The 26769-nt window shown below is 62.3% G+C and carries 25 protein-coding genes; 11 read left to right on the plus strand and 14 right to left on the minus strand.

The window, feature by feature from the left end:
* From RCH11_RS08410 to RCH11_RS08420, 3 genes are all read right to left on the minus strand, one after another.
* A partial coding sequence (locus RCH11_RS08410) for an LGFP repeat-containing protein (RefSeq protein WP_442789022.1) occupies positions 1–1929 on the minus strand: 1929 nt, incomplete at its 3' end.
* Between the two features lie 58 nt (positions 1930–1987).
* Entirely contained in the window at positions 1988–2848 is an 861-nt protein-coding gene (locus RCH11_RS08415; protein ID WP_327056554.1) for an NAD-dependent epimerase/dehydratase family protein, read from the minus strand.
* Complete coding sequence (locus RCH11_RS08420) at positions 2845–4245, minus strand: polysaccharide biosynthesis protein (protein WP_327056555.1); 1401 nt, start codon at positions 4243–4245, stop codon at positions 2845–2847. The genes RCH11_RS08415 and RCH11_RS08420 overlap by 4 nt, the downstream gene beginning before the upstream one ends.
* 288 nt (positions 4246–4533) lie before the next feature.
* Here RCH11_RS08420 and RCH11_RS08425 point away from each other — a divergent pair, with 288 nt between their 5' ends.
* Both RCH11_RS08425 and RCH11_RS08430 read left to right on the plus strand, forming a co-directional pair.
* The gene (locus RCH11_RS08425; RefSeq protein ID WP_327056556.1) at positions 4534–6750 is read left to right on the plus strand and encodes a glycosyltransferase; all 2217 of its coding nucleotides are present in this window, start codon (positions 4534–4536) and stop codon (positions 6748–6750) included.
* A 107-nt stretch (positions 6751–6857) separates the two neighbouring features.
* Positions 6858–9062, plus strand: a complete 2205-nt coding sequence (locus RCH11_RS08430; protein WP_327056557.1) for a glycosyltransferase — start codon at positions 6858–6860, stop codon at positions 9060–9062.
* A 7-nt stretch (positions 9063–9069) separates the two neighbouring features.
* Here the strand turns inward: RCH11_RS08430 and rfbA are convergent, their stop codons facing one another.
* The 4 genes from rfbA to RCH11_RS08450 are packed head-to-tail and all read right to left on the minus strand — an operon-like array spanning position 9070 to position 12172.
* Positions 9070–9936, minus strand: a complete 867-nt coding sequence (gene rfbA, locus RCH11_RS08435) for a glucose-1-phosphate thymidylyltransferase RfbA (RefSeq protein ID WP_327056558.1) — start codon at positions 9934–9936, stop codon at positions 9070–9072.
* Between the two features lie 3 nt (positions 9937–9939).
* Positions 9940–10551, minus strand: coding sequence for a dTDP-4-dehydrorhamnose 3,5-epimerase family protein (locus tag RCH11_RS08440; protein ID WP_327056559.1), 612 nt, complete (start codon positions 10549–10551; stop codon positions 9940–9942).
* A 47-nt stretch (positions 10552–10598) separates the two neighbouring features.
* Positions 10599–11339, minus strand: coding sequence for an ABC transporter ATP-binding protein (locus RCH11_RS08445; RefSeq protein WP_327056560.1), 741 nt, complete (start codon positions 11337–11339; stop codon positions 10599–10601).
* Positions 11336–12172 (minus strand): ABC transporter permease, encoded by an 837-nt coding sequence (locus RCH11_RS08450; RefSeq protein WP_327056561.1) that lies wholly within the window; start codon positions 12170–12172, stop codon positions 11336–11338. Before RCH11_RS08450 ends, RCH11_RS08445 begins: the two co-directional genes overlap by 4 nt.
* Positions 12173–12254: 82 nt before the next feature.
* Here RCH11_RS08450 and RCH11_RS08455 point away from each other — a divergent pair, with 82 nt between their 5' ends.
* From RCH11_RS08455 to RCH11_RS08480, 6 genes are all read left to right on the plus strand, one after another.
* The gene (locus RCH11_RS08455) at positions 12255–13133 is read left to right on the plus strand and encodes a glycosyltransferase family 2 protein (protein WP_327056562.1); all 879 of its coding nucleotides are present in this window, start codon (positions 12255–12257) and stop codon (positions 13131–13133) included.
* A 36-nt stretch (positions 13134–13169) separates the two neighbouring features.
* On the plus strand, positions 13170–14153 hold the full coding sequence (gene rfbB / locus RCH11_RS08460; RefSeq protein WP_327056563.1) for a dTDP-glucose 4,6-dehydratase: 984 nt from the start codon (positions 13170–13172) through the stop codon (positions 14151–14153).
* 45 nt (positions 14154–14198) lie between these two features.
* Complete coding sequence (locus RCH11_RS08465) at positions 14199–14456, plus strand: type II toxin-antitoxin system Phd/YefM family antitoxin (RefSeq protein ID WP_327056564.1); 258 nt, start codon at positions 14199–14201, stop codon at positions 14454–14456.
* Positions 14453–14854 carry a PIN domain-containing protein gene (locus RCH11_RS08470; RefSeq protein WP_327056565.1) on the plus strand — a complete coding sequence of 134 codons (402 nt, stop codon included), beginning with the start codon at positions 14453–14455 and terminating at the stop codon, positions 14852–14854. The genes RCH11_RS08465 and RCH11_RS08470 overlap by 4 nt, the downstream gene beginning before the upstream one ends.
* A gap of 12 nt (positions 14855–14866) precedes the next feature.
* Positions 14867–15736, plus strand: a complete 870-nt coding sequence (rfbD, locus tag RCH11_RS08475) for a dTDP-4-dehydrorhamnose reductase (protein ID WP_327056566.1) — start codon at positions 14867–14869, stop codon at positions 15734–15736.
* Positions 15737–15817: 81 nt separating this feature from the next.
* Complete coding sequence (locus RCH11_RS08480; protein ID WP_327056567.1) at positions 15818–16957, plus strand: glycosyltransferase family 4 protein; 1140 nt, start codon at positions 15818–15820, stop codon at positions 16955–16957.
* A 22-nt stretch (positions 16958–16979) separates the two neighbouring features.
* On the opposite strand, the gene RCH11_RS08485 is transcribed toward RCH11_RS08480, so the two are convergent.
* From RCH11_RS08485 to RCH11_RS08495, 3 genes are read right to left on the minus strand one after another with little or no spacing between them, the layout of a single operon-like run.
* Positions 16980–18314, minus strand: coding sequence for an LCP family protein (locus RCH11_RS08485; RefSeq protein ID WP_327056792.1), 1335 nt, complete (start codon positions 18312–18314; stop codon positions 16980–16982).
* Between the two features lie 5 nt (positions 18315–18319).
* On the minus strand, positions 18320–18832 hold the full coding sequence (purE, locus tag RCH11_RS08490) for a 5-(carboxyamino)imidazole ribonucleotide mutase (RefSeq protein ID WP_327056568.1): 513 nt from the start codon (positions 18830–18832) through the stop codon (positions 18320–18322).
* Positions 18833–18849: 17 nt separating this feature from the next.
* Positions 18850–19968, minus strand: a complete 1119-nt coding sequence (locus tag RCH11_RS08495) for a 5-(carboxyamino)imidazole ribonucleotide synthase (RefSeq protein WP_327056569.1) — start codon at positions 19966–19968, stop codon at positions 18850–18852.
* Positions 19969–20049: 81 nt separating this feature from the next.
* Between RCH11_RS08495 and RCH11_RS08500 the strand changes: the two genes are divergently transcribed.
* Complete coding sequence (locus RCH11_RS08500; protein ID WP_327056570.1) at positions 20050–20604, plus strand: GtrA family protein; 555 nt, start codon at positions 20050–20052, stop codon at positions 20602–20604.
* A 2-nt stretch (positions 20605–20606) separates the two neighbouring features.
* Here RCH11_RS08500 and RCH11_RS08505 read toward each other — a convergent pair whose 3' ends face one another.
* Entirely contained in the window at positions 20607–21158 is a 552-nt protein-coding gene (locus RCH11_RS08505) for a PH domain-containing protein (protein WP_327056571.1), read from the minus strand.
* Between the two features lie 3 nt (positions 21159–21161).
* Positions 21162–21974 carry a biotin--[acetyl-CoA-carboxylase] ligase gene (locus RCH11_RS08510; RefSeq protein ID WP_327056572.1) on the minus strand — a complete coding sequence of 271 codons (813 nt, stop codon included), beginning with the start codon at positions 21972–21974 and terminating at the stop codon, positions 21162–21164.
* A gap of 203 nt (positions 21975–22177) precedes the next feature.
* Between RCH11_RS08510 and RCH11_RS08515 the strand changes: the two genes are divergently transcribed.
* Both RCH11_RS08515 and RCH11_RS08520 read left to right on the plus strand, forming a co-directional pair.
* Complete coding sequence (locus tag RCH11_RS08515; RefSeq protein ID WP_327056793.1) at positions 22178–23749, plus strand: acyl-CoA carboxylase subunit beta; 1572 nt, start codon at positions 22178–22180, stop codon at positions 23747–23749.
* A complete protein-coding gene (locus RCH11_RS08520; protein WP_327056573.1) occupies positions 23746–24003 on the plus strand; it encodes an acyl-CoA carboxylase subunit epsilon in 258 nt (85 codons plus the stop codon). Before RCH11_RS08515 ends, RCH11_RS08520 begins: the two co-directional genes overlap by 4 nt.
* Positions 24004–24465: 462 nt before the next feature.
* On the opposite strand, the gene RCH11_RS08525 is transcribed toward RCH11_RS08520, so the two are convergent.
* The gene (locus RCH11_RS08525) at positions 24466–25527 is read right to left on the minus strand and encodes a hypothetical protein (protein ID WP_327056574.1); all 1062 of its coding nucleotides are present in this window, start codon (positions 25525–25527) and stop codon (positions 24466–24468) included.
* A complete protein-coding gene (locus RCH11_RS08530; RefSeq protein WP_327056575.1) occupies positions 25524–26726 on the minus strand; it encodes a hypothetical protein in 1203 nt (400 codons plus the stop codon). Before RCH11_RS08530 ends, RCH11_RS08525 begins: the two co-directional genes overlap by 4 nt.
* Positions 26727–26769 lie beyond the last annotated feature (43 nt).

Here is a 26769-nt window from a genome sequence, read left to right on the forward strand (position 1 = left end):
CACAATCCAGCCATTCTGGAACGCCTGATAACACGCACCGTCCTTCAACGTGCACGACTTCGCCTGCGTCGACGCACCCAACCACCCAGAACTAACCATCGTGCCGAGCCACGGATCAGTGGACGACGTCAACGCCGCCGCCCCACCCGTAACCGTGATCACCCCACCCTGGAAAGCCTGCGTGTAATTCCCGGTCGTCGGATCCGCCGACGGCTTAGCGCTCGGGAACCCGAGGATGTTGTACTCCCGACCGTACGCACCCCACGTCTGGAGAACAGAGGTCGGAACCGCGAACACCCCCACCGGAGACTGCACAATCCAGCCATTCTGGAACGCCTGATAACACGCACCGTCCTTCAACGTGCACGACTTCGCCTGCGTCGACGCACCCAACCACCCAGAACTAAGCATCGTGCCGAGCCACGGATCAGTGGACGACGTCAACGCCGCCGCCCCACCCGTAACCGTGATCACCCCACCCTGGAAAGCCTGCGTGTAATTGCCTGCGGTCGGATCTGCGGACGGCGAGCCGGAGGGAAGGCCGAGGATATTGAATTCGCGGCCCCACGCTTTCCAAACGTTGAGTACGGCTGTAGGAACGAAGTTGGTTGCCGCCGGGGACTGGACGATCCACCCCCCCTGAAACTCCTGCCGACAAGCGTTCCCGCCCATGTCGTTGCACAGCAAACCGGACGTCGTTGGCTGTCCGATCGGACCAAACTCGCGCCCCCATTGCGACCAAGTCTCTCGAACGGTCTTCGTTACAACATACGAGCCCGAGCCCGTAACAGTGACGATCCAGCCGCCTTGAAACTCCTGTCGGCAGCCATTCGCCATGTTGTCGCAGCGGTATTCGCCGATCGGGTAGCCTAAGGTGCCGAGTTCGCGTCCATACCATCCCCAGATCTGGAGATAGTCGGAATGCACGCCGGCCGCAGCGGTGCTGTAGCTTCCCGCAACCAGGCCTCCCTGGTATGACTGGACGCATCCGCTGTCCGGGCTGTTGCAGATCATCGGCCCAGTGACGTATCCCAGCCACGAACTGTTAGCGGCGTAATAGTCCCGAAAATAGACTCCCACAGGGAATCCTCGCACCGACCCGAACCAGTCGACGTAGTAGTTGTAGAAGTTTCGGTTGCCGTATGTGGAACAGGCGTTGCCGAGACCGTACCCCGCGTTGAGGGCTACCTGGTTCGGTGTGTACGGGGTGTAGATATACAGCGCGTGGGTTGCCTGGTTGCTGATGTACACGGGAAGGGTTCCGCAGCCGGCGTCGGGGTTGAAAAGCACGTCCGTCGTTTGGCCCACCGGATAGCGGAGGTCGAGCCTCGAGGTGTATGCGGTGCCCGCCCCCGTGCCCGGCGGCTGGGTGTAGCGCTTGAGTAGGTAGGCGGCATAGTGCACTTGGTTGAAGAAACCGTAGTAATTGCTGTCGCAGGCGGCGGTGTCCGGACATGCGGCTCCCATCGCCGAGCGATACGCCGCAGCGCTCGGCGCGGTCTTAGTGACCAGCCCCTGCTCCTTCTGCAGCATGACCAGAAGCACCTTTGGACTCACTCCGCACAGCTGCCCGACCCGCGCGAGGATCGTCGCAGCAGACTCGTCGGTACGGCCGTCGTACTGCCCACACATCGGCGTTCCAGCGATCGTGTAGGTCGTCTCGCGATAGTCCTTCAGGCAGGTGTATCCCGAAGCGCAGCCCGAGACCTTGGAATTCAGGAAGTCCTGAATCTGGCTGTCGCTCATCGCGGTACCGTCCCAGAACAACGCATCGTCGATGATGTTGCCCGCGGCGAACTGGCTAACATCAGCCGCCTGCGCCGGGGCGCTCTCGTGGAGCGTCACGCCCTGGAGGACCCCGACCCCCAGGAGCGTTCCGCAAACAATGGCGACACATCGCCGCCACCCCAATGCTCGGCGGGCGCTCATCCGCTCATAGTAGCGCGAGAGGGGATGATTGCAAGCGCCCAAGGCCGTTCGGGGGGTGTCAGGCGAAGAATCGGTCAGGTTCTCGGATCGCCGATTCAAGTGTGACACGAGGCTCGAAACCCCACAGTGAGCGGATGTGGGAGATATCCGAAATGCTGAAAGACACGAGTTCCGGCTCGCCGGAGGCTTCGTAGACGGCTTGCGGACAGAGCTTGAGAAGCGCGTGATTGGTTGTCCCGAGCCCCGTGCCAACGTTGAGAATGCCTGAGTGCGCACCGGGCGCCCCAAGCCCTAGCGCGAACGCGCGAGCGACGTCAGAGGCGTGAATGTAGTCGCGCACAAAGTCCGCGGTGTCGTGAACCAGCGGCGGTGTCCCCTGGCCCCACACCAGTCGGTTCACCAGCGAGCTCGAAAACCCGGCTCCGTAGACGTTGAAGATGCGGAGTGAGATCGCCGAAAAGCCACCAGGTACCGCTGCCTCGGCGAGCACTGCTTCCGACCGGAGCTTCAGCGCCGCGTACGGCGAATCGCCGACCACGGCATCGGTCTCGCTCCGCGGGCTAGGCGACGAGGTACCGTAAACCGCTGCGCTCGAGGCGAAGATGACCCGCTGGACTCCGTATCGTGCGCACTCCGCGGCGAAAGCACGCAGCGAGTCGACGTCGCAGTCGACCCGAGCCGCGACGTCGCCCGCGCCATCGAGCCCCGGTCGGGCGAGGTAGACGACAGCCGAGGGACGCACCCGGTCCAGAACCTGCCGCACCTGAGGGGTATCGGTCGCATCGAGGCGGGCAGAGCCGTCGGCGGCAGCATCGGAACGGGAGGTACGTGTCACTTCCTGCCCCCGCGCCGTCAACTCACCCGCCACCGCCCGCCCGAGCGGACCGGAGGCACCGACGAGTAGAACTCTCGACGTCATTGGATCGCAGAGAACCCGAAGCGACGCATCTCTGCGGTGAGGTCCTCGTCACTGATGGAGTAGTCGCGACTGCGGGTGAGCAGCCCCTCAACCCATTCGAGAGTCTCGCCGGGATCGCGCATCCGCGCCTCATTCACGATAAATATCTTTGGATGCGTCGTCGAATCGACGGTATTTGTGGCGTAACTGAGTTCTTCGAACATTTTCTCCCCCGGACGCAGGCCCACGATATCTATCCCCAAGCTCGGGTTCACCGCATCGATGAGACCCTGAGCAAGGTCGTAAACGCGAATCGGTTCGCCCATGTCCAGTACGAAGAGATCACCCTGCGTTCCCCGCGTCGCCGTCTGGATTACCAACTGGCTCGCCTCGTCGATTGTCATGAAGTATCGGGTCACCTCGGGATCGGTGACGGTGAGGTTCCTCCGCTGGAGCAGCTGGCGACGGAAGGTCTGCATCACGCTGCCCTCGCTCTCCAGCACGTTCCCGAACCGGACGGCAGTGAATAGGGTGGAGGTGTCCGGCCCAGAGAGATCCTGCAAGAGCAGTTCGCCGATCCGCTTCGTGGCGCCCATCACGTTGGTCGGATTGACGGCCTTGTCGGTGGAGACGTAGACGACCCGGTCGACGCCGGACTCCTTCGCCTGCTTCACCATGTTCAACGTGCCCCACACATTGTTGTTGAACGCCTCGACGGGGTTGTCCTGCATCAGCGGGACATGCTTGTACGCGGCCACGTGGAACAGTATCTCCGGGCGATGCTTCTCCATCAGCTGGGCGATCCGCTGCTCGGACTGGACGTCGCCGATCTCCAGCCGGAAGTTGGGGATGTCCGCCAGAGACTGCCCCAGCCGGAACATCCCGCTTTCCGACCGGTCGACGCACACCACGATCTCCGGCTCGAGCATGTGCAGCTGGGCGACGAGCCTCGAACCGATCGAACCGGCGGCCCCGGTCACCATGATCCGCCGCCCCGCGATCGCGGATCGCGCGTCGAGCATGTCATGTTTAACCGGCGCTCGGCCGACCATGTCGAGAACGTCAATGTCCGTCAAGTCGCCCACAGACACTCGCTCCCGCGAGACCATCCGATAGGTCCGAGGGATGATTGCCAGCTCAACCTTCGGACGGGGCACGTCTGTGACGAACTTGCGCAACACATCTGCGGGCGCTGACGGGATCGCGAAGTACACGACGTCGATCGAGTCCCGTTCGCACACAGTTGCAACGTCGGCGAGTGGTCCCAGAATGCGTGGTCCGATAATGGCGTCGTCAAGGAATCCGACGACCAAATCTCCTGCTGCTTCGACCTCGGTTGCGAGGCTGATGCCGGCCGTCCCACTCCCGGCAATGAGCACCCGCTTTAGCGGGTCACGCGTGGGCTGGTCTTCAGACATATTGTTCCGTTTCGCGTCAGTCGCGGTTGAGAAAACACAAGGTGCTCTGGAAAATGCACCATGCAACACTATTTTCTGTCGGATGCATGTTGCGCACCAGGTTGAAATCGCAACCACAGGTCGGCGCCCCAATCGCATCATGCGATCAGAGGGAGCCCCCTACTCCCGGCAAAGCTGAAAAAGGGAGTCAGGATGCTCTTGCGGCCGAGTTCGAAGCGGTCGAAGTGCTCCTCGCCGCCAAGATAGTCTAGATCGCGCGAAGTCCGCGGCGGAAGGAATCACTCGATCGTGACCGATCCAACCCACGCCGTGAGCGACCACGAAGTCACATTATCGGTCGCGGTCAATTCGCACGCAGAAGGCCGACTTCTGCGTCCGACTCTGCGAAGCGTCGCGGCAGCCCTGACTAAACTCGCGTCAACTGGCGTGTCCTGCGAACTGATCATTGTCCTCGACAACGCGACTTCGGAGACCAGAGCTGAGGCCCACCATTGGCGCGACGGCCCTCGGCTAGCGTTGCCCATACGAGTCGTGGAGGCCGTTAACGGCGACGCCGGCGAAAGCCGCAACAGCGCAACAAGGGAGGCGAGGGGTCGCTATCTCGCGTTCTGCGACGGCGATGATATCGTCACGAGTAACTACTTCGCTGCAAGCCTGAAGATGCTCGCCGAGGCGGGCGGACCAATGATTGTCCATCCAGAGACAGTCGTGAGTTTCGGTGAGCGGGCGCTCATCTGGCACGTCGAATCGGGCGATTCCGTTGACTATCGCCACCTGCTCAGGGGCAATGTCTGGCCATCGTCTTCGGTTTCACAGCGCGAAACCTATCTAAATTACCCCTATGCGCCGCTGCCTCGTGAGGACGGGTTCGGGCCAGAAGACTGGCTGTGGAACATCGAGACTGCGATTGCGGGTATCCCGCATCGCACTGCTCCCGGGACCATCTTCTTTTATCGCGTGCGGGCCAGTGGGGGAGTGAACAACGGGCACAAGCACTCGATCCTCCCCCGTTTTGATCTCGACGGTCTGATACTTGCGATGCCTAGGCGTTCCGCGCCAGTAGCGCAGCCCCAGAGCGCCCCCGGCCGATCTAGCGCTTACCTCATGTTTCGTCGAGTTGTACGCACGATCGCCTGGCCGCTCAGCGTCGGCCTGAAGCAGAGAATTCGCAATGTGATCGACTTTGCCCTACCGCGTACCCTGCCCAGTTTGCAACCCTCGGCGGTGAAAGCGCCACCGTTTGATTTACTCAAAGAAGCAGCTTGGTTTGAGCCCGCCATCTCATGGCCTGTGTCACAGTTTGGAGCACTGGACAAGTGGGAGACCGTCGAAGACGGGTATGGCGACCTGCTTGTCGGCATCGTGAACGAATTGAAAGGGTCATCACGCGCGATAGTGACAGTGCCGTGGGTCGGAATTGGTGGTGCAGACCTCGTGTCGCTCAACTACGCACGGGCGCTCTCAGTTGACGCACGGTTCAATGGGGAGGTTTCGATGCTCGCCACGTACTTGGAGAAACGGACACACCGCGACCTTGTGCCAGAAGGCGTGAATTTTGTCCAAGTGCCGGCCGAATTTCTTCAAATATCGCCAGCCCTGGAGCGGAGATTGCTCGCACAAGCCCTAATTCTTGCGGCCCCAGAGCTCGTGATTTCTGTCAACTGCTTCCACGTCACCAATTCGATGCAGCTGTATGGCAGGCAAATGGCGTCAACCACTCGCATTTATTTGACGCTGTTCGCTTGGGACAGCATCGATGGCTTCCCCACAAACCCCATCACTGATGATGGCCAGCGGGGCTTTCTCGACAGCATCGGTGGAGTGCTTGCCGACAACACTGTGACGGCGGCAACGGTGCAGGAAGTGCTCGCTCTCACCGACGACGAAGTGCGCGTGCATCACCAACCCGCAGTCGATCGGGTCCATCCTCTGCCAAGCCCAACTGCTGCGGACACCGACGCTTTATTCAGTGTTGACAAGCCGTTCAGGGTGCTCTGGCCGCACCGTCTAGATAGAGAAAAGAGGCCAGATGCGCTGGTGGCCATCGCAAACCTTCTTGACGCCGAAGGGCTCCCAGTTCAGATAGATGTGTTTGGACAGCAAGTGCTGTCCAACGGTGGGACCTTACTCGTTCGGAGACTCGAAGCTGCAGGCGTCCGCTACAAAGGCCCCTACTCCGATGGTCTTGCATCCCTTCCCACACACGAGTACCACGCCTTAATTTTGACTTCGGAGTCGGAAGGGTTGCCTCTGGTGCTCGTCCAGTCGATGCTTCTCGGTCTTCCGGTCATAGCGACGGCAGTTGGCGGAGTAACCGATCTCGTCAAGGAGGGCGCCACGGGGTTGCTTGTTGGGCATCCTGATGATGCCGAGGCATTTGTAAAAGCAATTCGTGTGCTGATGGGGTCACTCAGTAATCGCCGTCGGATTATTTCTGCCGCGTACAGCACCGCGGCTGAGCAGCATGACTGGCACTCCTTTACTCGGCTGGTCGACGCGCTCTGATCCTGCTATGCACTGCCGAACCGCAGTCTCCGCCCTCGACGTGACAGAATTCTGGTCACAACGCTCTGACGCCACCTGGCGCCCCTTTTGAACATTTCAGGACGGCCATGACCCATCAAACAAGTTATGTCGAGTTATCTGTCGTCGTTATCGCAAAGGGAATGGGCCGCACGCTTCGACCGACGATCCGCTCAGTTCTGCTGGCCGCTGAAAGCCTTCCCGATATCAACGCAGTCGAAATTGTTCTTGTCCATGATGCCGCCGATTCGCTCTCAAATTCTGAGGCGCTCCACTGGGTGAAGTCCACCCCGAGCATCAGTATCCGAATCGTGTCAGGCCGCTACGACAGCGACGGCCAAGCACGCAACGCTGGATTTTCATCAGCGCGCGGACTATTTGCCGCAATGGTCGACGGCGGCCATGTCATCTCGCCAAACTGGCTGGCCGCGGCGACTACTGCCGCACAGCGTGACACGACCAAAATTGTCCACCCCGCGATCGCAGTGTCGTTCGGGGACGCCAATTACGTGCGGACCTCACATTCGTCTTCTGCAGATGTTTCGATAGAAAATTTGCTGGATTACAGCCCGTGGCCGTCTACAGCTTTGGCCTTGCGCGACACCTTCCTTTCGACCCCGTACCGTTCATTGCCGCACTCCGCCGGATTTGGTCCAGACGATTGGATGTGGAATATAGACACAATTATCGTCGGCGCCCAGCACGTGAGTGTCCCGGAAACGGTGGTATTTGAGCGAATACGGCGGACTAACGGCATGGATCACCCGCACGATCGCAGCGTCTTACCTTTCTTCGACGTGGCAGGACTACGTCGCGCGTTGTCGGGTGACAGATCAGCGCAGATCTCCAACTCCGCAACGTCGGCAGCGCCGGCAACTCCGGACGCGGTGAGAGTGCCCCTGATCAAGCGTGTCGTTAGGCGTCTGATTCGATTGCTCCCGGCGACGACACAGGCGCGCATTTCCGTTACGCCGCAGTACGCTCCCGAAGTGATTCCATTACGAGCTACCCCAGCAATCGCCGAGACTTTGAAGGCCGTCACCAAACTGGACCCAGCTATCTCGTGGATTGCCACCCACTTTGAGGAGGTTCCTGAGTGGAAGCATACCGAGGACAATCTAGGCCAGATAGTGAACCAAGCTCTTCTGATACTCGGTAATGGTGCTGACGCGATAGTTGCAGTCCCGTGGCTCGGGGTCGGAGGCGGCGACCTTGTCGCTCGGAACTATGCAAAGGCTCTTCAGGAGGGCGATCTGTATCGCAATCGGGTGACAATCCTTGCCACAGCGGACTTCGAGAAGACACTGCCGTCGATGATCCCCGATTCCGTTCCTCTGGTACACATGCCTGAGACGTTTCGTGTTACCCCTCCGCAATGGCGACAGCGGATTATGACCCAATTGCTCGTACTGGCAAGTCCGGAGATAGTCATCTCCGTGAACTGCTTCCATGTGAGTGATGCCCTCCACGCTTTCCCAAGCCAGATCACGGCACGAACTCGCGTCTATCTGGCACTCTTCGCTTTTTGGGAGGTGGGGGACGGCTACCCCTCACACTCCGTCGCCGAGGAGGGGTTGCGGGTAGGACTCGACAGCACCGCTGGAATCATCACCGACAACTCGGTGACTGCACGGCTCGTTACTGACATCATGGCCATCGAACCGGCGCGATTGTTCGTTCACCATCAGCCGGCGATCGACAAAACACCCGACCTCGATCGATCGGGCCATGCCTTCACTGATGAAGACTTTTCTGTCGAGCACCCTTTCCGATTAGTTTGGCCGCATCGCTTAGATATCGAGAAACGACCGCGAACACTGGTCCTGATTGCCCGCGAGGCAATGCTGCGGGGGCTGCCGGTCGTGTTCGACGTGTGGGGGCAAGAGGTGGTAGCTAGTTCTCGCTCAACCCTCATGGACGACCTGAGCGAGGCAGGCGTGCGCTATCGCGGGCCGTATACGGGAGGACTAGCGGTGTTGCCAACGAATGAGTACCACGCGCTTCTGCTCACCTCGGAGACAGAGGGACTTCCGCTCGTCCTAGTCCAATCGCTGCTCCTGGGGCTACCGGTTATCGCGTCGAACGTCGGCGGCGTCTCCGATCTTGTCTCAGACAATCTGACGGGGCTCCTTGTAGCCGGACCAGACGATATCGCAGGTTTTGTTGACGCCATTGAAAAGCTTCTGCAAAGCAGACCAGTGCGGCGCCGGCTTATCGAGCAGGGATACCAGAGGGCATGTGAGCGTCATTCATGGGAACGCTTTCGTCAATCGGTGGAGGATATCTCCGGCTAATTTAGCGTCAGCCGACATTCACCAATTGGGCTAGGTATTCGCCGTAGCCGCTCTTGAATAGTGGTTTTGCGAGGGTGCGTACCTGGGCGTCGTCGATCCATCCCGCGCGCCAGGCGATCTCCTCAATACAACCAATTTTGAAGCCCTGGCGGTCTTCGATCACACGCACGTACTCCGATGCTTTCATCATCGACTCGAACGTGCCCGTGTCGAGCCACGCCGTACCGCGATCAAGGACATTCACTTTGAGGGCCCTCAGCTTGAGGTATTCGTCGTTGACGGTGGAGATCTCAAGTTCGCCGCGTGCGCTCGGCTCGATGGACTTGGCAATCTCAATCACACGGTTGTCGTAGAAGTAGAGACCCGGAATCGCGTAGTTGCTCTTCGGGTTCTCCGGTTTCTCTTCGATGGAGATGGCCTGTAGGTTGTCATCGAACTCCACCACACCATAGGACCGCGGGTTGGATACATGGTAAGCGAAGATGAGAGCGCCATCGACTTCGGTGTTCGTGCGCAGATTCGAGCCGAGGCCAGCGCCGTGGAAGATGTTATCCCCGAGAACCAGGGCCACAGAGTCTGTGCCGATAAAGTTTTCGCCGATCAAAAATGCCTGGGCGAGACCATCCGGGGACTCCTGAACCGCGTATTCCAAGCGGATACCGAGGTCGCTGCCATCCCCCAGGAGGGCGCGAAACTGCTCGTTGTACTCTGGTGTCGTGATGATGAGGATCTCGCGTATACCTGCCATCATCAACGTCGAAAGCGGGTAGTAGATCATGGGCTTGTCGTAGATCGGCATGAGCTGCTTCGAGATGCCGCGGGTAATCGGCCAGAGGCGCGTTCCGCTGCCGCCGGCGAGGATGATTCCACGCATGTCTCAGGCGCCCTTCTGGTTGAGCGAGTCGTAGAAGGCCCGCGCATCTGTCCAGCTGGGGAGCAGCCCCTGCTGCACGGCCTGCGAGAGGGATGGCGCGGCGGTGTCCTTCGGCGAGAGAAGCAGGTCCGTGATCTCGGCGGGGAAGACCAGGCCGATAGCAGGATCGATCGGGTCGATGCTGTGCTCGCGGCTCGCATCGTAGGTGTCACTCACCAGATAGCTCACCGTCGCGTCCTCGGTCAGAGCGACGAAGGCATGGCCTAGGCCCTCCCCGAGATAGATGGCACGGCGGTCGATACAGTCCAGCAATACGGAGTCCCATTGTCCGAATGTCGGCGAACCGATGCGAACGTCAACGACGAAGTCGAGAACGGCGCCATGTGCGACCGTCACGTACTTCGCCTGCCCTGGCGGGATGTCGGCGAAATGGATGCCGCGAACCACTCCTTTTTTTGACACAGAAGTGTTCGCTTGGCGTAGGTCGAGTGAGTGGCCGATCGCCTCTTCGAGAAGGTCGTGCCGATACCACTCCAGGAACACACCACGGTCATCTCCCCGTTGAAGAGGGGTGATTTCGTAGGAGTTAGGAATCGACAGTTCGCGGATTTGCACGTGCTAGATCCTATCGGAGGAGATGCGTTAGCCCGCCGGGCCCGAGCCTATTCGCCGGCGTGGAGCGAATCGATATACGCCTTGATCGTCGGCTCGGCGGCGCCCACCACGTTCAACTCTCCGTGATTGAGCCAGGCGACGTGATCGCACATTGTCTGGACGGTCTGCATCGAGTGGCTCACCAAGATCACGGTCTTTCCCTGCTCCTTGAAGTCGACAAATTTCTGGAAGCATTTGTCCTGGAAGTCCTGGTCACCAACCGCTAGCACTTCATCCACCACAAGGATGTCCGGATCGACATTGATTGCGATCGCGAACCCGAGCCGCACGTACATACCCGACGAGTAGTTCTTTACGGGCTGATCAATGAACTGTTCGACTCCCGAGAAATCGACGATCTCGTCGAATTTGCGGGTGACATCCTTCTTCGACATCCCGAGGATCGACCCATTCAGGAAGATATTCTCACGACCGGAGAGCTCGGCGTGGAAACCACTGCCCACCTCGAGCATTGCGGCGATTCTACCGAAATGCGATATCGATCCCTCATTCGGATAATAAATGTTTGCGAGGCACTTGAGCAGGGTGGACTTGCCGGATCCGTTGCTGCCGATCAACCCAAACGTGGAGCCGACTGGCACATCGAAAGTAACGTCCCGGAGAGCAAGAAAATCCTCATGCACAGAAGTACGACCGCGCATGATCGCGGACTTGAGGCTCTGGTTGCGCTCGTGATACATCCGGAAGCTCTTGGTGACGTGATCCACTTTCACCGCGACGTCGCTCACAGCGCCTCTGCCAGATTTCGTTCATTTCTGCGGAAGACCAACAGTCCTACGCCAAGGGCGGCCAGCGCCCAACACACACACACCAGCCACTCGACGCCAGAGGGAAAACGGTTGTCGTAGATCAGCTCGCGGAAGAGGGTCACAAAATGTTCCATCGGATTCAAGGTATAGATGTCAAGCACGGTCACCTGAGTTCCCGCAAGCCCCCCCGTCTTTTTTGATGCGGATTCAACGAGAGAAATGGGATAGATGATCGGAGTTAAGTACATCCAGAACTGGAGGACGATGCTGAGAAGGTATTGAGTATCGCGGAAATAAACATTGGAAATCGCCAAGATAAGGCCGACCCCGGCCGCGAAAATTGCCAGTAGCACCATAGCCACCATGACAAGAGGAATCCAGGGCAACACGAACCCACCCGCAATGGAAATTGCAATGATCAGCACGATCATCTCGAAACCCCAGTTGTAGGCAGACGAGCCAACGGTCGACAGCGGAAGCACCACGCGGCTGAACGAGACCTTCTGAATAAGGTTTGAATTCTCAACTAGAGAGCCAGCCCCTGAGCTGGCAACGCTCGCGAAGAAGGTCCAGGGCAACAGGCCGCAGAGCAGCCAGAGCGCGAACACATCGAGGCCACTCGGATCCCCGGGCGAGGGCTTTATGCGAAAGAGAAGTCCGAACACCAGCGTGTACACGAGCATGAGCGCCAGGGGATTGGCGAGCGACCAGAGCTGGCCAAAAACAGTGCGCTTGTACTTGCCGCGCACCTCACGCGAGGTGAGATTGAAGAGAAGCTCTCTCGAGCCCCACACTTCCTGCAGGTATTTCATTCATCCTCGTTGGGTTCACTTGGCTCACGAATCGAGCCGTGAATCTCAAAACAATCTAGCCTAGAACTAGGATTACCTTCCGATGGCACTCTCTCCGCAGCTCCCGCGCACGCCCGTGGTGGCCGTCGCGACGGTGAGCTTCGGATCTGGTGACGTGTTGGAGGGATTCCTCGCTTCGGTGTCGGCTTCGAGCGGGAATCCGGTGTGTGTCGTGGTTGCTGACAACGGCGCACGCGACACCGTTGTCGCACGGATGACCAGCGCGTCCTCAGCAGACTACCTACCTCTCGATCGCAATCGGGGTTACGGCGGCGCGATGAACGCGGCGATCCGCTCCCTGCCCTCCGACGTGGAATGGGTGTTGGTGAGCAACCCGGATGTGGTGCTCTCGGCAGGCGCGCTCGATGCTCTCGTCGCTGCCGGCAATTCGGATCCCCGTATCGGCGCGGTAGGGCCGGCAATCATGACCGATGGCGAGGTCTATCCGTCAGCACGCGCAGTTCCATCGCTTCGCACCGGGATCGGGCACGCGCTGTTCGCGAACATCTGGCTTGGCAATCCCTGGACGCGCGCGTATCGCCGCGATTCCAGCCGCGAGCCAGTGCGGCGGGACGCAGGCTGGCTCTCCGGGGCCTGCGTACTCGTGCGCAAGAGCGCGTTCGACCAACTCGGCGGTTTCGATGACGGCTACTTCATGTACTTCGAAGACGTCGACCTTGGATACCGGCTCGGCAAAGCCGGTTATCGCAACGTCTACGAGCCGACCGCCGTAGTTGTGCACACCGGTGCCCATTCCACGAGCGATCACTCCGCGCGGATGATTGCCGTCCACCACCAGAGCGCTCGCCGATTCCTCACCCGGAGGTACTCGGGCTGGTACCTCTGGCCTGTGAGAGTCGTACTAATCATCGGACTTGACCTGAGATCGGCCATCCTGAGCCGCCGTGCAACCCATCACTAGACCCATCACGACTGTGCCTAGGAGGCAGCAACTCCCATGAAAATACTCGTCACCGGCGGCGCCGGTTTCATCGGCTCGAACTTCGTTCGCCGCACCCTTCAGGACGCCTATGCGGGCCTCGAGGGTTCCGAGGTGGTGGTACTCGATGCCCTTACCTACTCCGGCAATCTCGAGAATCTCGCTCCGGTCGCCGACTCTCCCCGCTATCAGTTCGTGCACGGGGATATCCGCGATTTGGGCCTGCTCGACACGCTGCTGCCGCGCGTGGATGCGGTGGTGCACTTCGCCGCAGAATCGCACGTCGATCGCTCGGTGCGCGACTCTGGCATCTTCGTAGAGACCAACGTGGTCGGCACCCAGCGGCTGCTCGACGCCGCCCTGCGCGCCGACCTCAAACGCTTCGTGCACGTCTCGACCGATGAGGTCTACGGATCCATCGCGGAGGGGTCCTGGGACGAGTCGCGGCCGCTCGAGCCCAACTCGCCGTATTCGGCGTCGAAGGCCGGCAGTGACCTGCTCGCGCGCAGCTACTTCCGCACCCACGGCCTCAACCTGTCGATCACCCGCTGCTCGAACAACTACGGCCCGTACCACTTCCCCGAAAAAGTCATCCCGCTCTTTGTCACGAACCTCATCGACGACAAGCATGTTCCGCTCTATGGCGAGGGCAACAACATCCGGGACTGGCTGCACGTGGATGACCACTGCCGCGGCATCGCGATGGTGCTCGTGGGCGGCCGTGCTGGCGAGATCTACAACATCGGCGGCGGCACCGAGCTCACCAACACAGAGCTCACGCAACTGCTGCTGGATGCCACGGGCAAGGACTGGTCGTACGTCGACCGGGTCACCGACCGCCTCGGCCATGACCTGCGCTACAGCGTCGACATCGGCAAGATCCAGGCCGAGCTCGGGTACGAACCGCAGGTGCCGTTCGAGCAGGGACTCGCGGATGTCGTGCAGTGGTACCGCGATAACCGTGCCTGGTGGGAGCCGCTGAAGGAGCGTGCGGCGCTGTGATTTCGCCGCTGTAGCCATTGTGCTACGACCGGCTACACTGGCTCCATGAGCTCGATCGCTGCGCGAGAACTCCGCAACCACACCGCGGATGTGATCGAGCGTGCTCGCAAGGGTGAGGAGATCACAATTACGGTGAACGGGGTTCCCTCGGCACGATTGACCGCTCTTCCTGCAGCCAAGAAGGCCTACCTGACCAAGGCCGAATTCCTTGCCCTTCGGCCCAAGACGTCCGACTTGACGCTTGCGCGCGATATCGCCGCCCTCACGGGACACACCACCGACGATCTCGGCCCGATTCTGTGACTACGGTCGAGGGGCTTCTTGACACCAGCGTCATCGTTGCCATGGAGATGCTTCGACCCCTCGACGAAGCGCTCCTTCCCGAACGGCACTTCATCAGCGTCATCACGCTCGCAGAATTGCGGGCCGGGGTGCTTGCGGCATCGGATACCGAGACGCTGTCGAGGCGCCGCCGCTCTCTTGACGCCTACTCGACAACCGACGCTCTGGTTGCAGGCGACGTGGCAGCTGAGGAATGGGCGCGCCTTCTCTATCGGCTAGTCCAGGCGGGTCGCCGCGTAAATGTCAACGATCTCTGGATTGCCTCGATCGCCCTAGCGAATGATTTGCCGGTCGTGACTCACGATCAGGATTTCGACCCGCTGGTGGACCTCGGCGGCCCTGTCGTCATCTACGTGTAGGAGAAGAAACCGATGACCAGTTACCTCATCACCGGAGCCGCCGGCATGCTCGGCCAGGACCTCCAGCACGCCCTGTCCGGGCGTGACTTCACCGCGCTCAGCCGCGCCGACCTCGACGTCACCAACCTCGACGCGGTGCGCGCGGCGGTCTCCGGTCACGACGTGGTGATCAATGCATCCGCTTATACAAAGGTGGATGACGCCGAGAGTAACGAGGCGGATGCTTTCGCCGTCAATGCCACGGGTGCGCAGAATCTCGCCATTGCGGCATCCGAGTCCGGAGCCAAGCTCGTGCAGGTGTCCACCGACTACGTGTTCGACGGGTTGGCGACCTCGCCTTACGACGAGGCGACTCCGTTGAATCCGATCTCCGCCTATGGACGCAGTAAGGCCGAGGGCGAACGGCTCACCCTCGAAGCGAACCCCGATGGCACGTACATCGTGCGTACCGCCTGGCTCTACGGCGCAGGAGGCCCCAACTTCGTCAAGACCATGCTGCGGCTCGCGCAGAGCCACGACACCGTGAGCGTCGTGACTGACCAGCTCGGGCAGCCGACGTGGACCGGGGATCTCGCTCGCCAGATCGTCGAACTGCTCGATGCGGATGCCGCCCCCGGCATCTATCACGCCACCAACTCCGGCGAAGCCAGCTGGTTCGACTTCACCCGGGAGATCTTCCAAGTCGTTGGCCTCGATCCTTCGCACGTCAAGGAGACGACGAGCGCTCAGTTCGTTCGCCCCGCGCCGCGCCCGGACTACTCGGTTCTCGGACACGAGGCCTGGGGCCGTGCGGGTATCTCGCCCATGCGAAACTGGCGAGCGGCCCTTTCGGCGGCGTATTCGGCGGGCGCACTGCAGGTCGATCCGCCCGCCTTGACCTGACCCCCATTCGCGGGGTCTCCGGCGCGCTGGTAATGTCGTTTCTGGGGAATCGGCAATTCCCGACAACTTCATTGGAGCGACATGACGACCCTGCGCGTGATCGTGGACCAGATCGTCGCGCCGATCCCGGGCGGCATCGGTCGCTACACCGAAGAGCTCACCCGCGAGCTGATTCGCACGGCGCCGAGGGGGTGCGACGTCGCCGGTATCGTCTCATCATCGCCCGAAGCGGACTATGAGTTGATCGAAATGGTCCTCCCCGGTCTCGACGGCCTCTTCAAGAGCGCACTGGCACGTCGCGAGCTCGAGCTCGCCTGGCAGCACGGCTTCACCCGCCTTCCCGGAAGCGGCATGGTGCACGCCACCGGGCTGTTCGCGCCGCTGTTCAAACATGATCGAGTCAATACTGTTGGCGAACAGATCGCGGTGACGATCCACGACGTCATCCCGTGGACCAATCCGGATGCACTGTCCACCCGTCGACTCGGCTGGTATAAGGCCATGGCGAAGCGAGCATACAAATATGCGGATGCCGTGGTCGCGCCGACGCACGCTGTCGCCTCCCAGCTCTCTGAAATCCACGACTTCGGAGACCGGGTTCGGGTGATCGGCGGAGCCGTGAGTTCCAAGCTCACCCTGCCGGTGGATCCGGATGCCCGTGCGGAGCGGCTCGACCTCCCGGAGCGATTCATCCTGAGCGTTGGTACCCTCCAGCCCCACAAGGGGATAGCCCCGCTCATCCAGGCGATGGCGCGTCCGCAGCTCAACGGCTACACCCTGCTCATCGCCGGTCCTGAGGGATCGCAGGGCCTCGATGTCGTCGGAATAGCGGCTGCCGCCGGACTCACCGAGGGCCGGGTGTGCGCGCTCGGTTACCTTGCCGACGCGGATCTGGCCGTCGCGCTGGACCGCGCTTCGGTCTTCGTCTTCCCGAGCCTCGCGGAGGGCTTCGGGTTGCCCGTGATCGAGGCCTTCAACTTCGGCACCCCCGTAGTGCACTCCGACGACCCTGCCGTACTCGAAGTGTCGGCCGGGGCCGGCCTAGCTGTCGCCCGCAATCCAGCGGAATCCTATGCCGAGCGGCTGGCCGAGGCGATCGGCACAGTGCTCGTCGATCCCGCGCTCGCCGAGCGCATGGGATTCGCCGGCCGGGACCGCGCGCGCACGTTCAGCTGGACGGACTCCGCCGAGAAGGTCTGGCAGTTGCATGCTGACCTGTAGGTTTCGCTCTCGACCGGCAGCGTTACGGGGCGGGGGTCGCCGCCAGCGGGGTCGTCGCGGCCTTCACCGCGGCGTGGAGCTTCTCGTAGTCCGGCTTGTTCTGATTGAAGGTCGACGGCACCAATTCCAGATGCGTGACCGAAAGTTTCCGCGCCTTATTGCCGAGGTCGACGAATCCAGGCAGTGCTGCTGATGGCATGTCGGTCTTCACCACCTGCGCCCCAGCCTTGGCGATGTCCTGGAACTTCGTCAAAACGATCGAGGGCTGGAACTGCTTGAGCATCGCCTCCTGCACGACTCGTTGCCGCGCCATCCGCTCATAGTCACTGCCCTTGTAGCGCGACCGCCCGTACCAGAGCGCGAGATAGCCGTCCATGTGCTGGGGACCGGCCTCGAAAGTGCCATAGGGCTCCGTGGCGGTGACCGGCCCGTAGGCAAGCTTCGCCGGTACGTCGATCGTCACTCCACCGAGCGCGTCGATCAACTCGGAGAAGCCCTGCATATCGATGAGTCCGTAGTACTGGATTGAGAGGCCGGTGACGCCCTCGGCCGCATCCTTCAGCGCCTCGATACCGGGCGAGCTCCCCTTTGATGCCGCAGTGGGGTAAAGCGACTTGTGCTCCTCCCCGTAGGTGTAGAGGTAGTCGAGGAGGCACTGGTCGCCGCAGTTGTAGCCCTGAGGGAACGGACCGTAGAGCGGCGATCCCTTCGCGAACTGGATATGCTCCATGTTGCGCGGGATGCCGATGATTGTCGTGGCGCCGGTCGTCGCGTCAATACTCGCGACCGAGGTGCTGTCGGGGCGCAATCCGGTGCGATCCGGGCCTGCGTCACCGCCGACCAGCAGGAAATTGTATCGCCCGTTCACCGGAGCGGCCACCTCGCTTCCGGCGAAGATCGAGGTCACCGCGTTCCGGGCACTGCCCGCGCTAACGGCTCCGTAGCCGGCGGCACCCGCCGTGACGGCGAGCGCGAGGATCGACAGGGCCGCGATCGCGGGGCGCATCGCGGGGGCCGTGGCGATGAGCCGAGTGAGGCGCAGGGTGTCGAGGGTGAGCAGGATCCAGAGCACCGTGTATGCCGCCAACACGACCTGGATCACCGTCAGCCCGATCGGGTTGGTCACGATGCTGAGGATCACGGTGTGTGCGAAGAACCAGACGAGAATACCCACGAGACCGAGGCCCCAGAGCAGGAAGGTCGCTCCGACTCCGAAGCGCCCGAGCCGCCGATTGCCCGCAAGGATCTGGGCGGATCCGGGGATGAGCAGGTTGAGACCCACGAGCCACCACGCCCGCTTGGTCATGGTGGGGGTCGACCTCAGATCCGGAGTGCGGATCGGGCTGGTCGCGGTCATCACGCTCACAGGCTCGACCTCAGCGCGACATTCTTCGCTGCGACGGTGTCTTCGAGGGCGCGCGCGAACTCCGCGAGCGCAGTGTCGAGTACGGGATCGGAGATTGCGAGCATCCGGATCGCGAGGAGTCCGGCGTTGCGTGCGCCCCCGATCGACACGGTGGCGACCGGAACCCCGGCTGGCATCTGCACGATAGACAGCAGGGAGTCCAGCCCGTCGAGCTGTGCGAGCGCCACCGGCACGCCGATCACCGGGAGGGTTGTGACGGCGGCGAGCATTCCGGGCAGGTGGGCTGCCCCACCGGCCCCGGCGATGATGACGCGGATGCCCCGGCCCGCGGCATCCCGGCCGAAGGAAATCATCTTCTCCGGGGTGCGATGCGCGGACACGACCTCGACCTCGTGCAGCACGCCGAATTCCGCGAGTACGGCAGCGGCCTCTTTCATGACAGTCCAGTCTGAGTCCGAGCCCATGACGACGGCCACGCTGGGCAGCACAGAAGCAGGGGACTCGGGCATAGCGACCAGCCTAAAGGTCAGTTCTGGTAATGCTCCGCAGCGGCACGCGCCTGAAACACCACCTCGTCGAGGTCGTCGCCGCCGGCCGTGACATGGCCGACCTTGCGCCCCGGGCGAGGCGACTTTCCGTAGTTGTGCAGCTTCACGGAGGGCTCATCCGAAAAGGCGTTCGGGTAGCGCTCGTCGAGGTCGCCGACCGCCGGCCCACCGAGGATGTTGACCATCACCGACCACTGGTCCCGGCATCCGGTCGCCCCGAGAGGCAGGTCGAGCACGGCACGAAGGTGCTGCTCGAACTGGCTGGTGGTGGAGCCATCGATGGTCCAGTGCCCCGTGTTGTGCGGACGCATGGCGAGTTCATTCACGAGCAGTCGCTCATCCGTTGTCTCGAAAAGCTCCACGGCGAGCACACCGGTGACCCCGAGATTCTCGGCGATCGAGCGCGCGATCTCCTCCGCGACATCCGCGAGCCGCCCGCGGGAGGATGGCGCAGGCGCAATCACTTCGGAACACACTCCATCACTCTGGATGCTCTCGACCACCGGCCAGCAGGCGATCTCCCCGGAGGGGCGGCGGGCAACCGACTGGGCGAGCTCACGGCGGAAGTCCACCAGCTCTTCGGCGAGCAGCGGATGCCCGAGCGCGAGCCAATCCGAGGCCTCGGCCGCAGCGCGCACCACCCGCACCCCCTTGCCGTCGTAGCCGCCAGTGGCGGTCTTCACCACGGCCCGGCCGCCGTGGTCGGCGAGAAAAAGGGCGAGTTGCTGCTCGGTCTCGATGCGGGCCCAGTCGGGAACCGGAAGCCCGAGCGCTGAGAGCCGCTCCCGCATCAGGAGCTTGTTCTGCGCGTAGAGCAGGGCGTCGGGGCCGGGTCGAACGGCGACGCCGGCCCGGACGAGGCCCGCGAGCACCTCCTGCGGCACGTGTTCGTGATCGAAGGTCACGACATCAACCGACTGCGCGAACGGAAGCACATCGGAGACATCGCGGAAGTCGCCGAGTGTCGTCACCGCCAGCGATGCTGATTCGCCCGCGGTCTCGGCGAAGACGCTCAGCTCGATGCCGAGGTTCACCGCCGCGGGGATCATCATGCGCGCAAGCTGTCCGCCACCGATCACACCTACCCGAAGAGTCACGCTGCCAGCCTACTTTCGGAAAAGGACGAGGGCATCCGGTTATGCTTCACGAGGCCAATATCCGAACCGTAAGGGAGTGCCGTGCTCTCCCGCCTCATTGCCCTCGCTCGGCTGCTGTACGAGAAGCTGCTGCGGTACGTTCTCAAGTTCGGCGTCGTTGGCCTCGCCGGCTATTTCGTGGATGTCGGTCTATTCAATGCGCTTCGCCTCGGCGCCTTCGGAGGCGGTCACTTCTTCCAGGGGCCGATCGGTGCCAAGATCGTCTCTGCCGGCATTGCGACGGGCGTGACCTGGTTCGGGAACAGGTACTGGACTTTCCGCGAACACCGCCGCAAAAACTATTTGCTCGAGCTCGCCGAATTCAGCGCGGTCTCGGTGGGTGGCATCCTCATCGGACTTGCCTGCCTCTGGGTGTCGCATTACCTACTCGGCTTCACCTCACTTCTCGCCGACAACATCTCCTCGAATCTTGTTGGGCTCGTTCTCGGCACGTCCTTCCGCTTCCTGCTCTACCGATTCTGGGTCTACGGACACCACCGGGCCGACGGCCTCACGGCACGCGAGCACAGGGCCGAGGCGGCGCGGATGACGATCTTTGAAGACGAGCAGAGCGCGAACGAAGCCGCCTCGAACTGAGGTTAGCGCTGCCCCCAGGCAGTCGTCTCGTCGCTGTTCGCCGGGGATCGTCCTGTGCGGGATGCCTCGGCCTGGCGCCGCGCGGCGATCGGGTTGAGGCTCTTCTCCATGAGGTCGTGAAGCGCCGCCTGAACGAGATCTGCGCCGGGGACATCCCGCAGGAGGACCGGATGGTCGAGGCCGGTGTTGATCAGGATATTGCCGCTCTGGAAGATGCTCTGTAGCCCGTTCTGACGCACCGTCACGTCATACCCTCGGCTGTGCAGAAGTTCCTGCCGAATGCGCACGAAGAACCCGGTGCGCAGGATGATGCGCCGCGTCGTGATCACGTAGCGCTTGCCGAGCCACGCCACCAGGGGCAACAGACAGAGCAACACGATCAGGAGCGCGGCGCCCGCGAGCAGGGCGATGTTCTGCCACGGCTCCGAAAAACTGCCTTCGAAATAGCCCACTGTGCCGGCGACCGCCATGAGTGCGACGCTCGGCCAGAACAGCGCACGGCCGTGTGGCCGCAGTCGGGCTACCACCTGCTCCGTGTCCGGTGTGTCGCTCATCACCTATTCATACCGCAGATGGGTCACGTCCCCGGCGGCGACAGCCACAACCCGGCCATCCGACGATTTCTTCACCGATAGCCGCCCGCTGCCGTCGATACCGATCGCCGCACCCAGAAGCTCATCCCCACCGGGGAGTAACACCCGCACCTGGCTGCCGAGCGTGCTGCAGAGAGCACGCAGCTGCCCACCGATTCCGCTCGACTCCGGATCGGCGCCGAACCGCAGGAAGTCGGCAGAGAGCCGGCCGAGCTCGATGAGATAGCCGGCGAGCGCGCGGTCGGCGAGGTCGGCATCCAGCCCGATCGGATCGTTCAGGGCCAAGGATGTTGACGTCAGCGTCGGCAGCTCGGCGAGAGGGATCGTGAGGTTGAGCCCGGCCCCCAGCACGACAGCGCGGCCGCTCGGCAGGAGTTCAGCGAGAAGACCCGACACCTTTCGCCCATCGATCTGCACGTCATTCGGCCACTTGAGTCGCACGGAGTGGCTCGGCACAAGCGGGGCGATCGCCTGTGTCATGGCGATCCCGGCGATGAGCGGCAACCACCCGTAGTGGTCGATTTCGAGCGGCTCTCCGGCAGGAAGGCACGGCCGCAGGAGCACCGAGATCGCGAGCGTCTGGCCCGGAGGCGCCATCCAGACCCGGCCGAGGCGACCGCGCCCCTCCGTCTGGCTGCCGGTCACGACCACAGAGAAGTCCGGCCAATTTCCGGCATCAGCACCGGATGCCCGAGCCACGAGCTCGGTGTTGGTCGAGCCGCACTCCTCGAGGATCTCGAGACGGGCGGCCACTGCGGCGCTCAGGGGAAGCTGCATTCCCCAAGGGTACGGGCACCGGCCCAGCATCCTGTCGGGATACCCCGCACCGCATGAAGCCCGTTCGCGGAGGCACGCCGCGGGGCGGGCACCCGGGTTCGCTTACCGAACCGCTCGAGCTTTGTAGGTATTCGCCACCGGAGCGCGCTGAACCTCGACGGTAAAGTGAAGGCGTGACTGCTGATACGAACGCCACGAATGACATGCACACGACCGCGGGAAAGCTCGCCGATCTGAAAGCCCGTTACCACGAGGCGGTCACCGCAAGCGGTGAGGCCGCGATCGAGAAGCAGCACTCCAAGGGTAAGAAGACCGCCCGCGAGCGTATCGAACAGCTGCTCGATCACGGGTCTTTCGTCGAACTCGATGAATTCGTTCGCCACCGAACGCATGCCTTCGGAATGGAAAAGAAGCGACCCTACGGTGACGCTGTCGTCACCGGTACCGGAACCATCCACGGTCGCCAGGTCGCGGTCTACAGCCAGGACTTCACGATCTTCGGGGGCTCGCTTGGCGAGGTCGCGGGGGAGAAGATCATCAAAGTCATGGATCTCGCCCTGAAGACCGGTGTTCCGATCATCGGCATGCTCGACTCCGGCGGGGCTCGTATCCAGGAGGGCGTCGTGGCGCTCGGCAAGTACGGCGAGATCTTCCGCCGCAACACTGCAGCCTCCGGCGTCATCCCGCAGATCTCGATCATCATGGGACCGGCAGCGGGCGGTGCCGTCTACTCTCCTGCCCTCACGGACTTCGTGATCATGGTCGATAAGACCAGCCAGATGTTCGTGACCGGCCCCGACGTGATCAAGACCGTGACCGGCGAAGACGTTGGCATGGAAGAACTCGGCGGGGCATTCACCCACAACAGCCGTTCCGGCGTCGCGCACTGGCTCGCCGCCGATGAGGATGACGCTCTCGACTATGCGCGCACCCTGCTCAGCTTTCTTCCCGACAACAATCTGGCCGAGCATCCGGTCTATGAAAGTCACGTCGAACTCGAAACGACGGATGCCGACCGCAAGCTCAACACGGTGATTCCGGACAGCCCGAACCAGCCCTACGACATGAAAACGATCATCGAACACATCGTGGACAACGGTGATTTTCTCGAGACTCAGCCACTTTTCGCGCCGAACATCGTGGTGGGTTTCGGCCGGGTCGAGGGCAGGGCCGTTGGCGTCGTGGCGAACCAGCCGAATGCGATGGCCGGGACGCTCAACATCGAGGCCGGAGAGAAAGCCAGTCGGTTCGTGCGCTTCTGCGACGCGTTCTCGATCCCGATCCTGACCCTTGTGGATGTGCCGGGCTACCTGCCCGGAACCGACCAGGAGTGGACCGGCGTCATCCGGCGGGGGGCAAAGCTGCTCTACGCCTACGCCGAGGCGACAGTGCCACTGGTCACCGTCATCACTCGCAAGGCCTACGGCGGCGCCTACATCGTGATGGGCTCAAAGCAGCTCGGCGCCGACCTGAACTACGCCTGGCCAACGGCGGAGATCGCAGTCATGGGCGGGCAGGGCGCCGTCAACATCCTGTATCGCAACGAGATCAAAGCGGCGGAAGCTGCAGGGGAGGATGTCGCGGCAGTACGTAGCCGCCTCGCCAATGAATACACCTACAACGTCGCATCCCCGTTTCTCGCGGCAGAACGCGGGGAACTCGACGGCGTGATTGAGCCCGCCGCGACCCGGGTCGTGGTCGTGAAGGCCCTGAGAGCCCTCCGGACGAAGCGGGCAAGCCTTCCGCCAAAGAAGCATGGGAACATCCCGCTGTGACACTTCAGCGCCCCGCGGGCGATCCCATGGAGCACTCCTCCTCCTCTGCGGGGACCGAGTTCGAGGTCGTCGCAGGGTGTCCAACACCGGCGGAGCTTGCAGCGATCACCGCGGTCATCACCTCAATGATCGAGGATCTCGAAGACGACCAGCGCGCCGAGGGACCGATCGTGAGCGCCTGGCAGCGAAGCCAGCGCAGCATCCGAACGCCGATGCATCCGGGCGCGGGAGCCTGGCGTTCGTTCTCCGGGTAGCCTGCTACCGAAAATCACCCCCGAATGGGTGTGATGCTTCGATTTCGTGCGAACCCGCTTCCGATCGCTGCGGAATCAGTGCTGGGGGCTCCAGTGACAGAGCAATTGCTTAGGATTATGCGAAATGTACCCCAGAATCCGCAGGTGGTTTGGACAATATATCGCAGCTAGGGGGTATCCGATTGGTCGAACGGTGCAAAACTGTCCCCCGAATGTCCTCCGAAGTGTCGACTTTGCTCGCATACCCTCCCGAGGCATCATTATCTTGCTAGGTGTCGCTCTTTGAGTTACACCGCCAGCCATGGACCGACTAGGGTAAGCGGGTTCATGGCATGGGGGCGGGTCAGGGCAGTATTCGGGTTATTGCCCTGACCCGGAGCTTTAAACGGGATCGGCCTTCGGGGGCCGGTCCCGTTTTCCATGCCGGGGCATTTTCGTGACGCGCGTGCTAGCGGAACGGTCTTAGGGCAACCGTCCCGGCGAAAGGACCTCTTCCGCACGGGGAATTTCGAGCCAGAGGTCGACCCGATCCTCCTCATCATCGATGCCGTGGCTCCCGAGCGCGCTGGAATGGCCGTCATCGAACGAGGACAGCCCGACAACGGTCACGGCGATCTCGGATCCCTCAGGAACCGTGCGCGCGATGAGCTTGCCCGTCTGGGTATCGCGGATCGCGTCGGCGAGGCGGTTGAGAACCCGGTCGAGGTCGTCCTCCCCGAGATCATCGATTCCGCCCTCGTCGAGCAGGGTGACGGTCGTGCCGTGGCGACGCGCGATCATGATCTGCTCCCGAACGCGATCGTTCAGAAGCTTGCGCCCTCGGATTTCATCTCGGATCGCGCCTTCAAGGTAGAGGCACTCCAGCCGCTGGGCGTCGGTGAGCTCTCCCTTTACCGCAACGATTTGCCGGAGCATGGGAAGAGACATGCGGCTGGTCTGCCCGAGTCGGAACTGCCGCTCAGAGACATGCGCCTCTTGGGCGGCACGCCATTCCACGGCTTCACGCTCGGCGAGCGCATACTGCCGCGTGTCCCGCCCCGCTTTCGCGAGCGAGAGCGACAGCGCGTGCGAAACTGCCACCCAACCGACGCTGCCGATCACTCCATAGGCCACGAGACCTCCGGGGCCGGCCCAGGCAACGGTCTGCACGACGAGCGCTGCCGTGCCGATCCAGGCGAAGGTATGGCGGCGGCGGGTAGAGGTGATGACCATCAGCGTGCCGATCGCCGCCGTGTGCCAGGCAGCGTAGGTGCCCTGTGCCTCAGTCTGGTCGAACTGGCTGGTCACGAGCAGGGGCACGACCACTGCGACGGCCATGTTGAAGGCGGCGATCCAGGTAGGCATCCTCTGGGTGCGCGATTGCAGGAGGCTGAGCACGGTTGCCAGCGCAAACAGAACCATTGCCGCGATATATGGCTCCTTGTGGCGCGGCACATCGATCGACACGACAGCGAGAACGAGGTGGTAGGCCGAGAAGACGGCGGCGAGCGCGACTATGAGCACACGCGGCACGGAGACGATCACAGCGGCTGACCTTCCCTGGTGGGTGCGGTGCTCGACGACACCGTGTCGACGGCCGTCGGATCGGGATCCGGAGCCAGCGCCCGGGGCCAGGTGATCCAGATGACGGCTCCGCGATCGATGCCGGCATCCACCTCCACCGAGCCTCCAGCGTTGGCGACGCGCTCGATGATCGAGACCCGAAGACCGAGGCGTTCGCTCGGCACGGTATCGAACGCGAATCCTGCGCCGTCATCACCGATACCGATGCGGATGCCTCCGCCCTCTGCACCCTCAACAACGAGCCAGCGGTGCACATCGTCGCCAGTGCCCGCGTGCTGCAGGCTGTTGATCATCGCCTGCATCGTGGCCGAATACACCGCTTCGGAGCACTGGAGGGGGATGCTGCCCGAGCCAACGCGTCGGGTGCGCAGCTCGAACGGGCCGGAGAGGGTCGTCGTGGCATCCGCGATTCGGCGGGCGAGCTGTGTGAGGGCGACGGTGGCATCATCGTCGGGAGACGCGGCCGCGGCATCTTTTAGATGGCCCATCGCGTTGAGTGACATGCGAGTTGCCAGGTCTTTTGCCTCAGGGGTGAACGACCGGGCGGCCGACAGTAGCGTGGTGAGTACGCTGTCGTGAACGATCGAGTCCACATGCACGCGCTCGACCTCCGTGGCATGCTGTCGAACAGCGTGGGCGTAGCGGTCGAGGGCTGTACCCTGCGCAGAGTCGACCGAGGCCGCTGCCTGCCGAAGCAGCGTGATGAGAATCAGCACAGCACCGCCGAGGATAACGGCGTAGGCGATATCGAAGGATGCTGACTGCCAGGTCGCGCCGCCGCCGCCCGGGGTTATGCGAACCAGCCCGTAAACCACCGGTGCGACGATGAGATAGGCGGTGGCCTGCCAAGTGGAGAATGCGATCGCAGCGGTCGACGTCGCCACGGTGCAGAGCAACCACAACCAGGGACGCTCAGTTGCGACCGCAAGCGGCTCGAGCACGACAAGTGGCCAGCCGATGAGAGCAGCGAGATACGCGAACGAAACGTAGGCGTTCACCACCCGCACCCAGCGCTTCGCGAAGGAGGCCACGAGAGTTGCAAGGATGCCGCCGTAGATGCCCGCGCCGAAAACGATTGCCCAGACGGTCTGGGCAGCTGGTATTTGCTGGAGCATGGCTGGCACGGCCTGAAGGCCGAACAGCGAGCCGAAGATGGCCACCGAACGAGACACTACCGTCTCGATCTGCGGTCGACTGATCGGA

Source organism: Glaciihabitans sp. GrIS 2.15 (assembly GCF_035984695.1).
In the GTDB taxonomy this organism is placed as follows: Bacteria; Actinomycetota; Actinomycetes; order Actinomycetales; family Microbacteriaceae; genus Lacisediminihabitans.